The organism is Streptomyces sp. Z26 (genome assembly GCF_003665095.1).
Lineage (GTDB): Bacteria > Actinomycetota > Actinomycetes > Streptomycetales > Streptomycetaceae > Streptomyces > Streptomyces phytohabitans.
Window position 1 is genome coordinate 1333030 of record NZ_RCHV01000002.1, and the last position, 10301, is coordinate 1343330.

The 10301-nt window shown below is 68.7% G+C and carries 10 protein-coding genes; 3 read left to right on the forward strand and 7 right to left on the reverse strand.

Annotated elements, in window-relative coordinates; all coding sequences use genetic code 11:
- The first annotated feature begins 161 nt into the window (after positions 1 to 161).
- Both D7M15_RS05850 and D7M15_RS05855 read left to right on the forward strand, forming a co-directional pair.
- Positions 162 to 809 (forward strand): response regulator transcription factor, encoded by a 648-nt coding sequence (locus tag D7M15_RS05850; RefSeq protein ID WP_121516517.1) that lies wholly within the window; start codon positions 162 to 164, stop codon positions 807 to 809.
- Between the two features lie 251 nt (positions 810 to 1060).
- Complete coding sequence (locus tag D7M15_RS05855) at positions 1061 to 1825, forward strand: TetR/AcrR family transcriptional regulator (RefSeq protein WP_121516518.1); 765 nt, start codon at positions 1061 to 1063, stop codon at positions 1823 to 1825.
- Here the strand turns inward: D7M15_RS05855 and pulA are convergent.
- From pulA to D7M15_RS29500, 5 genes are all read right to left on the reverse strand, one after another.
- Complete coding sequence (gene pulA / locus D7M15_RS05860) at positions 1812 to 4547, reverse strand: pullulanase-type alpha-1,6-glucosidase (protein WP_240649146.1); 2736 nt, start codon at positions 4545 to 4547, stop codon at positions 1812 to 1814. The genes D7M15_RS05855 and pulA overlap by 14 nt on opposite strands.
- Before the next feature lie 297 nt (positions 4548 to 4844).
- The gene (locus tag D7M15_RS05865) at positions 4845 to 5222 is read right to left on the reverse strand and encodes a MerR family transcriptional regulator (protein ID WP_121516520.1); all 378 of its coding nucleotides are present in this window, start codon (positions 5220 to 5222) and stop codon (positions 4845 to 4847) included.
- Between the two features lie 181 nt (positions 5223 to 5403).
- Complete coding sequence (locus D7M15_RS05870; protein WP_240649147.1) at positions 5404 to 5994, reverse strand: DUF4291 domain-containing protein; 591 nt, start codon at positions 5992 to 5994, stop codon at positions 5404 to 5406.
- Between the two features lie 170 nt (positions 5995 to 6164).
- Positions 6165 to 6551, reverse strand: coding sequence for a hypothetical protein (locus D7M15_RS05875; RefSeq protein WP_121516522.1), 387 nt, complete (start codon positions 6549 to 6551; stop codon positions 6165 to 6167).
- Between the two features lie 104 nt (positions 6552 to 6655).
- Positions 6656 to 7429, reverse strand: coding sequence for a hypothetical protein (locus tag D7M15_RS29500; protein ID WP_346428786.1), 774 nt, complete (start codon positions 7427 to 7429; stop codon positions 6656 to 6658).
- A 203-nt stretch (positions 7430 to 7632) separates the two neighbouring features.
- Here D7M15_RS29500 and D7M15_RS05885 point away from each other — a divergent pair, with 203 nt between their 5' ends.
- Entirely contained in the window at positions 7633 to 8448 is an 816-nt protein-coding gene (locus D7M15_RS05885; protein ID WP_240649148.1) for a hypothetical protein, read from the forward strand.
- 665 nt (positions 8449 to 9113) lie between these two features.
- Here the strand turns inward: D7M15_RS05885 and D7M15_RS05895 are convergent.
- Positions 9114 to 9485, reverse strand: coding sequence for a hypothetical protein (locus D7M15_RS05895; protein ID WP_127201712.1), 372 nt, complete (start codon positions 9483 to 9485; stop codon positions 9114 to 9116).
- Between the two features lie 421 nt (positions 9486 to 9906).
- Positions 9907 to 10296: an Imm50 family immunity protein gene (locus tag D7M15_RS05900; protein ID WP_121516526.1), complete on the reverse strand. Its 390-nt coding sequence runs from the start codon at positions 10294 to 10296 to the stop codon at positions 9907 to 9909.
- Between the last annotated feature and the right edge of the window lie 5 nt (positions 10297 to 10301).

A 10301-nucleotide genomic window follows, 5' to 3' on the forward strand; every position in this document is an offset into this window, starting at 1 on the left:
CGATCGGACCGGCCGAACCGGCCGTGCCGGGCCCGTCGAGCCGGGCAATCGGCCGAGCTGCGCCGACCGGGCGGAACGGCGGGCGCGCAGACGGTAGATTCGTCGGAGATCGGGCCCTGACCAGCCGTCCTGACCGACCCGCCATCCTGATGGAGATTCCGTTGCGCGTTGTCCTGGCAGAAGACCTCTTTCTTCTCAGAGACGGGCTCGTCCGCATGCTGGAGGCGTACGAGTTCGAGATCGCGGCCGCGGTGGACAACGGGCCGGAACTGACGCGCGCGCTGGAGGAGTTGCAGCCGGACGTCGCGGTGGTCGACGTACGGCTGCCGCCCTCGTTCAGCGACGAGGGGCTCCAGTGCGCGCTGGAGGCGCGGCGCAAGCGGCCGGGGCTGCCGGTGCTGGTGCTGTCGCAGCACGTCGAGCAGTTGTACGCGCGGGAGCTGCTCGCGGACGGCAACGGCGGCGTCGGCTATCTGCTGAAGGACCGCGTGTTCGACGCCGACCAGTTCATCGACGGTGTACGGCGGGTGGCGTCGGGCGGTACGGCGATGGACCCGCAGGTGATCCAGCAGCTGGTGTCGCGGCGGGCGCAGGACAGGCCGATGGCCAACCTGACCTCGCGGGAGAAGGAGGTCATGGAGCTGATGGCGCAGGGGCGTTCCAACGCGGCGATCGCGCAGCAGCTGTTCATCACGGAGCGGGCGATCGCGAAGCACACCTCGAACATCTTCAACAAGCTGCGGCTGCCGCCGTCCGACGACGACAATCGGCGGGTGCTGGCGGTGCTGGCGTACCTCGACCGGGGCTGAGGCCGTGAGGGGTGCGCGGTGGGTGCGGGGCGGTGACCGGAATTGACCATTCCTCTCTGCCGACCGCCCTCCCCCGCCCGCACCTCGGTCTTTACGCCCACACCTGACCGGAGTTGACCGCCGCTGACCGATGTACGACCGGTCCAGTCACAACCGGCCGGAATCGGACACTCCACGGACAACCACCGTCCGGGCCTCGTCGTTAAGGTTGCGTTATGACGACCACCACGACCCCCGGTGTACGCCGCAGAATGGGCGTCGAGGAACGGCGGGAGCAGCTGATCGCCGTGGCGCTGGAACTCTTCAGCGTCCGCTCCCCCGACGAGGTCTCCATCGACGACATCGCGTCCGCCGCCGGAATCTCCCGGCCGCTCGTCTACCACTACTTCCCCGGCAAGCACAGCCTGTACGAGGCCGCCGTCCGCCGCGCCGCCGACGAGCTGACCGCCCGCCTCCGCGAGCCGCACACCGGCCCGTTGAGCGTCCGGCTGCTGCGCGTCATGAGCCGCTACTTCGACTTCGTCGCCGACCACGGCCCCGGCTTCTCCGCCCTGCTGCGCGGCGGCGCGACCGTCGGCTCGAAGCAGGCCAACGCGGTGGTCGACGACGTACGGCAGGCCGCGTACGAGCAGGTCCTCGCGCACCTGCGGATCGACGCGCCCGGCCCCCGGCTCGCGCTGGTCGTGCGCTCCTGGGTCGGCCTCGCCGAGACGACCGCGCTGACCTGGCTCGACGGCCGTACGATGCCGCGCGCCGACCTGGAGGTGCAGCTCGTGCACGGCTTCCTCGCGCTGGCGGCGGTGACGGCCGCCGACGACGAGGAGACGGCCGAGGTCATACGACGCATCATCGCGAACGAACCCGCCGACGGGCTCATCGGCCACCTGGTGACGACGCTGCTGGGCCTCCTCCCGGCGAACGGCGGTCCCCTCCTCGTACCGCGGGACGCGCCGCCCGGCAGACCGCCCGGCACACCGGAGGAGGCGGCGACCGCCGCCGCGCCTACCGCGCCCTGAACACCGCGACCGTGCGCCCCGGCACCGCGAACTCCCCCGCACCGACGTCGTACGACGCCGACTTGACCGTCCGGTCCGCGCCGCCCGCCTGCACCGGGTGCAGCGCGTACGGCGTCCCGGCCGTCCCGGGGACCCGCTGCGTGTGCCGGTCCGGCGTCGCGTTGAAGACGACCAGCAGGTCACCCGCCCGCAGCACCACGACCCCCGGCGTCTGCGCGGGGCCGCCGGACACCGGGAACGACACCTTCCGTTGCACCTCGGCCGCGCTGTCCAGCGAGAACGCGTCCTCCGTGGCGCGGATGCGCAACAGGTCGCGGTAGGCGGCGGACGCGCCGTCGATCTCCGTGCAGGACGGCGTGAGCGCGGGAGTCGTCAACAGGGGCCGCGCGTAAGGCCACTTGTCCTCGTTGTCCCAGGCGGGCGGCAGCCCTCGGCCGAAGCCGTTGCCCGAACGGCAGTCCCAGTGCAGGGCGTTGAACCAGTCGCCGGAGTCGAACGAGTTGCGGTCCAGCGACTTCGACCGCAGCCGCTCGCTGCCCGCCTGGCTGAGCGCGGGCCCCTGCGACAGTACGGCCGTACCCAGCGCCAGGACCTGCATACGGGCGCGGTCGGCGGCGGAGGTGCCGACGGGCAGCTTGTAGGCGAGGGCGTCGTACAGCGTCTCGTTGTCGTGCGCGTCGGCGTACGCGACGGCCTCCTCGGGTGCGGCCGTGTAGCCCGCGGGCGCGCCGTTGTAGTCGACGTCGGCGCCGCGTACGCGCCTGCCCCCGGAGTCGGTGAACGTGAAGTCCGCGAGGCTGCCGGTGAGTCCGACGGCGATCAGGTCCTGGTAGTGCAGCAGCCGCGCGCGCTGCTCCGCCCGACTGCCTTTCGCCGCCGAGGAGTTGGGGTCCGTCCACAGTCCGCTCGCGAAGCCCTGGACGCGCGGGTCCTCGTCGAACGGGCCGCCGCCGCGCACCGCGTCGCGCGCCCGGTCGGAGAACGTCGCGACGCCCGTACCGGCCATGTTCGCCTGCGTGGCCTGCGGGAACCGCGCGTCGCCCGCCACCTCCCCGAAGTCCCAGCCCTCGCCGTACAGCACGACGCGTTTCCCGTCGACGCCGTCCCGCTCGGGCGTCAGCCGGTCCAGGGCGGCGCGCACGGCCTGGATGTTGGCCTTCGGGTGGTGGCCCATCAGGTCGAAGCGGAAGCCGTCGATCTTGTACTCGCGGGCCCACGTCACCACCGAGTCCACCACCAGCTTGCCCATCATGGCGTGTTCGGGCGCGGTGTTGGCGCAGCACGTGGACGTCGCCACGCTGCCGTCCTCCAGCAGCCGGTGGTAGTAGCCGGGCACGATCCGGTCCAGCACCGAGCGCGGGTCCTGACCGGCGGCGACGGTGTGGTTGTAGACGACGTCCTGGACGACGCGCAGCCCGGCCCCGTTCAGCCCCCGCACCATCTCCCGGTACTCACGGGTGCGGCCCGGCCCGTCCGGGTCGCTCGCGTACGAGCCCTCCGGCACGGTGTAGTGCAGCGGGTCGTAGCCCCAGTTGTACGCGTCCTGGTCCCGTACGGCGCCCACACACTCCTGCTGCGCCGCCGAGTCCGCGGGCGACGCGCCGAGGTCGCAGCCGGGCCGCGCCTGGTCACGTGCGCGCTCGGGGATGCTCGCGATGTCGAACGTCGGCAGCAGATGCACGTACGACGTCCCCGCGCGCGCCAACTCGCGCAGCTTCCGCATGCCGTCGGAACCTCGCTCGGTGAACGCCGCGTAGCGGCCGGGATGGTGGGACGTCGCGTCGGCCACCGAGAAGTCCCGTACGTGCAGTTCCTGGATACGCGCGTCCCGCAACGGCGTCGCCGCGGGCTTCCGCAGCCGGTCCCAACCCCGGGGCGCCAGACGGGAGTCGGACAGATCCGTCACGAGGCCGCGGCGCGAGTCGACGGTGAGCGCCGTCGCGTACGGGTCGGTGACGCGGTTCGTGACCATCCTCCGCAGCGACGGCGCCCACACCTCCACCCGGAAGCGGTACGCCTTGCCGCGCCACGCGCGCTCACCCCGTACCCGCCACACGCCCGTCGCGTCGTCGCGCCGCATCCGTACGGTCTCCGGCGCCGCCCCGGCCTTCCCGGCGTCCGCGTCCGCGTCCTCCAGCTCCAGCGCGACCCGGTGGGCGGTCGGCGCCCACACCGCGAGCGTGGGGCGGCCGTCGGGCGCGAACACCGGGCCGAGGGCGGCGTCGGCGGCGCGGGTGCCGTACAGGTCGTCGAGCACGCCGGGCACCTGCACGCCGGTGGACTTCCGTACGGCGCCGTCGGCGGCGCGCTGCGTCACGACGAGCCGACCGCGTACGGCGGCGGGGACGCGGGCGAGGTCACCGGGGTGGACGGTGAAGGCGGCGTGGTCCTTGAGGTGGGGGTACCGGGCGCGCTGCGCGTCGGTGAGGCCGCCGGGCGCGGGCGTGAGGCGGAGGTGCGGGCCGTCGGGGCCGCCGTAGTCGAGGCGGGTGCGGGTGCCGGAGGGGGCGGGGACGTCCCAGGCGACGGTGCGGCGGTCGATCCACTGGGCGGCGGCCTCCGGTTCGGGGGCGGCGGCGGTCTCGGACGGGACGGTTCCGGCCGGTGCGTTGGCGGGCGCCGGGGTCCCGGCGGGCGCGGGGGCGCTCGCGAGGGACGCGAGGAGCGCGCCCGCGAGGGCGGTGGCGAGGGCGCCGCGTACGGCGGTTGCTCGGTGGTTCACGGGCGCTCTCCTTGGCACGGGGACCCGGGGCGTACGGGCGCGGCGTGCCGGGGCGGGCATGCCGGGCACCGGTACCGGGCGGCATGTGCCGCCTCTGCGGGGCGGGTTGGCGCCGGTCCGACCGGCCGGGCGCATGAAGCCCTCCCGAGGGGACCTCCGACCGGCCGGACCGGGACGCTGGAGAACGTAATAGCTTGCAGAAACTTGCGGAAGGGAGTGCGCGCGACTTCACCGCCTCCGCACACGTACGTACTCGCGCGCGGGGCGGTGGGCTTCAGCGGGTGTTCGGGCGGGCGTTCAGCGGGGCGCGGCGTCCACGAGACCGGCGCGGTCGGTGCGGTTGAGGACCATCAGCCCGTCGAGGGCGTCCCGGGCGCGGGCCAGCTCCGCGATGCTCGCGGTCAGCCGCTCGCGCTCCCGCTCCATGCGCTCCAACGCGCGGTCGGAGTTCTCGGGGCTGGGCGACTCGGAGCAGGGCATCAGGTCGTAGATGGTGCGGCTGGACAGCCCGGCGGCGTACAACTGCCGTATGCAGGCGACCCGTTCGACCTGGTCGGGGGTGAAGCGGCGCTGACCGCTGGCGCTGCGGGAGCTGGTGAGCAGCCCCTGCTCCTCGTAGTAGCGCAACGAACGGACACTGGCCCCCGTACGCCTCGCCAACTCCCCGATCCGCACCTGGACCTCCGCATGCCGTCCACCGGGCCCACGTACGCGTCCGCTTCCCTGACATGGGCGTGAGGTTCCAGCGTAACGGGTCCGTCGGCGGCCGACCGGCCGGGTCGCGCGCGGACGTACGTCCAGCGAGACCCGTCCGCTCAGCCCCGCGCCCGGCGCCACGCCCCGGAGGCGTACCGGGTCAATACGTCGCGCCGAGCCTCGCGCCGATGTCCCCGGGGAGCGGATAGACGCTCTCGGAGGGGAGTTGGGCGCGGGCCGCGTCGAGGTCCCCGTTCCGTACGTGCCCGTGGACGCGATGGGCGAGGGCGGTGACGTCGCGCAGATCGGTGATCCACTCGTCCACGTAGCGCTGCACGGCGACACCGGACAGCCCGATCTGGATCGACCGTTCCGTCCGCGGCTCCAGCCGCAGCGACCGTTCGGGGTCCCACTGCACCCGCACCGGGCTGGCGTCCTTCTGCTCGCGCCACGACCCGTGGTCGTCGTGCACCGCGCTGTCGTAGTGGCTGAGGCTCGCGTGCCGCAGGGCCCACTCGAACCCGCTCCGCCGGATCCGTACGGCGAGCACCCGCTCCTGGCCCTCCTTCCCGGCCCAGCCGCAGCGGTACATCATCCAGAGGAACGACGGCTTGATCCACGTCATCCGCTCCCGCTTGAACGGCGCCACGAAGGTGCCCGCGGCGAGCGCGGCATCGGCTATCGCGGGCGGGTACGCCTGGTACACGACGACGCTCTCGCCGTCGAAATCGGCCCGCACCTGTCTGTGCACAGAAGTCTCCAAGGGGGTGGCACTCACGGCGCGTTGAGGCGCCGAACACAACGTAACGAGAGCCGGCAGCGGGACGCACCCGAGTATCGCGACGCGAACACCGGAGAGGTCGCGGAAACCCGGGACAGGCCAGCACCGCGGGGCTGTTTCAAGCGGCTCGACGAAGCCTCCTACGACGCCTCGCCAAGTCCAGCCATGCGTCTCGTTTCACTCTCCGAGAGCCAGTACGGAGAGGCAACCACGGAGACCCACCCAGCCGCCTCCTCCTCGGACATGAAACCCCAATCGGGGTGTCGTTGCACGTAAGCAGCGACCATCTGCCAACGCTCCCGGTGCGCGGAGAGCCGGTAAGCCTTCCTCCACCCTTCCGCAGACTCCGGATCGGACGCCGCCATCCGACCAGCGACAACGGCTTCGAGCATGGCCCTCAACGCGGCGGCGTACCGAGGGCTCCCCACGTAGATATCCGCTTCACTTCCCTTACTGAACTTGAAGACGACGGCCGCGCGCAAAAGCGCCTCCACGCTCAGACTGTCGTCAAACTCCACAGCAAACACCAAGGGCTCCTTTCCTGTGCGAACCGAGTCCTGGCGACCCCGCCGGGACGCGTGCGCTCAGAGTAGTTTTTCTTCTCTCAGTAGTGACTTCGTCATGGCGGCCGTCACTCTCCCGTTTCCGCCAGATCAATGAACCTGTCGATCTGGCTCATCCCGGTGAACCACTCTGAGATCTTGTTGCCATCCTCATCCACAGATTCGCGAGGCCCGAGGGAAAGCCACGGGCGGTCCGGGTCGAACACGGGGTCCAGCTCGTCGAGAAAGATCACGGAGTTTTGGACGACCACGAGATCTCCCTCACGGTACAGCGGCCAGCAGAACACGAAATTACCGGACTCCGGCTCAGCAACCGAAGAGATGAGACACGAGACAGCCGATTCACCAGGACCTCCCAATCGCCGAAGGGCCCTACGCCAATGCCGTCGGTAATCAGCAACGCACCAAAGACTCAAGTCCATCGTAAACGTCTCACTGAATCCTCCGACCGTGATTCTTGCTCGCGCTTCACGAGCGCACGCCTCTTCATTCTCCAGAGCCTCGATCGAGAATCGATCGCTCCTTGAGGCAGCGGGGGTAGCCATCCCAGGCACCAGCCCTTTCCTCGCTGATCCGACTTCTTCCAGCCACCTGCCACGGGCGCCGACACCGTACGCGCCGCACCCAGCCGCCCACCGACAGAGAACCGGCCGCACCAACACGAGTGACGGTTCCCGCCGATCATCCTCCCCGCGCACGGCGACGGGATCCAACCGCTTCCCCTGCCCCGCTTCCCACCGGCGCTTTCGATACGTCCCGACACCGCCGTCAAGCAACTCCGCTACAGGGCTGGCTGGTTCGTGCCTGGCGCGCAGGGACGGCCAAGGCTGCGTCGGAACCATCGGGCGGGCGAGCCACGTCTCTTGTGCACACACGGTGAAGGGAACTGGAAATGGGCAGTCACTTACGCCCGCCGCACACCCCACCCCTTCCCCCGCTTCCGCCCCATCCTCCTCGCCCGCCCGGAGATCCGGGCAACGGACCGCGGCCCTCCCGGTCGTTGCGGCAAACGCTGAGTGAGGACGAGTGGCCGCCACTGCGTGAGTTGCTGCGGGACCACGGACACCGCTCCGTACTGGTACTGCTGGTGCCGTGCCTGTGGTGGCTCACGGGAGTGCTGGTGATCGCCTACCAGGTGGCCCGTTCGGCCCGCCGGATCGCCCGCCGCGTCTTCCCGACCCGTCCGGTGGGACGCATCGAGGACCACACGGTGCTGAGGGTGCAACGGGTGCGGGCGTGGGTCGCCCTCGCCATGTCAGGGGCCCTGCTGGCTGCGTACGGCGGTGCCTCGGATGCCTGGCGGCAGCTGATGCAACGGCTGTATCTCGCCCCTTGGTTGGCACTGGCGAGTGCGGTGCTGGTGGCGGCTGTGCTGTACGGGGCGGCCCGGCCCGGGAGGCGGCTGCTCATGCGGGCGCACTTCAGAAGCGCCGGTCTGTCGATCCTCAAGTACGTGGGCGCCTGGGCACTGCTGCCGCTGCTGTTCGGGGCGGCGTTCACCGGCATGGACGTGCTGATGCCGCACAGCGTCACCGAGACAACCCTGCCTGTGGTGTACGTGCTGGCGCTGGCCTACTGGTCACCGTTCTGGTGGATCGTCTACTTCCTGTGCTTCGCCTCCGGGCCGGCACTGCGCAACGGCTTCAACCTCTCCGCCATGCACGCGGCACTCCCGGCACTGGCAACCTCCGGCGCGGTCTGGGTGTTCGCCCTCGTCTGCCGCATCACGGCCGGCCCGCCACCGGGCCCGGAGGCACTCGCGTCCTGTATCCCGTTCTGCGGCCCGGTGTCGGTGACGGCACTGGCGTGGTGGGAGATCCACCGCCTGCGGCACCGGCACGGCATGCGCTGGCGCGACTGAACCCGGTGGTTTCCGCCCGTCACGCGCCAAGGCGTCGGGATGAGGGAGGCGAGGGGCCTTGCGGGGGAACCACGCGCCGGGCGAGCACCGCTTCCATGAAGACACTCGGCGGCTGGTATCGGTGAGCCGTGACGTAGTGGTGCACGAGATCGGGTGCGATCAACCATCTGCCGTCCTCGGACACGACTCTCACCTCGGCGGCGCCCAGGGCGACTTCAGTGCCGTTCACCTGCGCCAGAAGCGGGTGGCCGAGCTGTTCGCACCCGCGTCCCAGCCGACATGCATGCCAGCCTCTGCTCCTCGCACGAGACTCGTCGCGGCAGAGCACCCCCAGAGCATCGACGAAGGTGGTCTCGGCATCACCACGAGGAAACACCCAACCCGGCTCCAGCCAGCCCACGTTGACAGCGCACACTGCGTCAGGGATGGATTCAAGGAGGTACACGTAGGGGGAAAAGTCTCCGTAGCCTGTCAAAGGCGTTTCCCTCCCACATGCGGACCGTGACGGTAGTAACGTACACGCCGGTCGTAGCCGATAACCGTCGCAGTGAACCACTCGCATACCCGGAAAATACCCAGGGACCGAAAACCGAGCCCTCGCGTAATGTGCCGTCTCATGTCACACAGGTCATTCGGTCGCGCTATATTACTGGCCTGCTGATCTCTCACTCCAGAAGGTCATTAATATATACCAGAAGGCTTCCAGGCGTCGAATCCCTGTCGATTGTGTTCAAATTTTCCAGGAACTCAATATCGAGAAATCCGCTTGCGCAGAGCGCCAGGAGCGCATTCAACTCCGACTCCAGGGCGGCAAAGTTCGACTCGACTACCGCTGCGGCAGTCACCACCCCCGCAATGGTATTTACGTCCGCCCGCGAGAGTGACGGCACGATGTCGGTGATCTCGTCAGCAGAAGACTCCCTCTGTCTCGCGTCTGAAGTAGCGATGCCGCGAATGATATCCATCGACCGCTCCGCCGAAATAGTCATCTGGAGCTTTTTGTTCCTCAATAGGGAAGAGTGTGCTGGCTGGGCCACGGGATATGCGTATCATTGGCCGCATTGGGATTGCAGTTAGAAGCATCCACGTACACGGGCAGCGGAACGGGTTCCGTGCACGTCCGAAGGGTTCGCATTTCCCCAGCGTGCTGCGCGACTACAGGGCCATGCCACCGGAACAACCTGCGGCATCTCGTAACGGGGGGCTTCGACTGTCCGCTGTACATTGCCGTGGATGCGTGAGCAGCTTTACGGTGTCAAACATTTCCACAATGCACTCACCTGCATACCCACAGAAATCCGGCCGAGAATACCTGCACTTCTCGACACCCTCGATTCAAACACTGATATCAGCTGGATACAGCACATTCGAGCGTAGCCCTGCTGCTGAACTCGCGGATGCTCATCTCGCAGCCTCCAGGCCCAACTCTTCGTCAAAATGCACGGCCAAAATCGTACTTCATTCGGTTGCATAAGCTGAAATTTTTGCGAGAATAGCAAAATCAGAAACAGCCTGAAGTTTCATTTGACGGGAATCGAATCGCGTCGAGATCGCGCCCCCTTCACGAGTGATTATCAGGTCACCGATGATCGTCGTGGAGAAATTCTCCAAGCGCACAGACTGCAATCCAAATAGATCGATTTGGATTTGCACTGTATCGAAGCCCTGAGCAGCCCACTTACGCGGAGGAGGAGACGGATACTCGGCAAGGTCCATGCGCAACGTAAGCTGCGGCCCATCTCTCTTAAGGAAGACCTCATGCATCGAAACAGCCTGGAGTTGAGGTGTGCTGTCTCCGTAGATTGCGTGAATAGCTGTCGCATCAATAAGAGCGGTGGTCCAGTCCATGATGG

What these genes read in the sequence shown, in the direction of transcription:
- D7M15_RS05855 (WP_121516518.1), top strand. Translation starts at nt 1,061, where the DNA reads ATGGGCGTCGAGGAACGGCGGGAGCAGCTGATCGCCGTGGCGCTGGAA.
- D7M15_RS29500 (WP_346428786.1), bottom strand. Translation starts at nt 7,429, where the DNA reads ATGGTTCCGACGCAGCCTTGGCCGTCCCTGCGCGCCAGGCACGAACCA.
- D7M15_RS05900 (WP_121516526.1), bottom strand. Translation starts at nt 10,296, where the DNA reads ATGGACTGGACCACCGCTCTTATTGATGCGACAGCTATTCACGCAATC.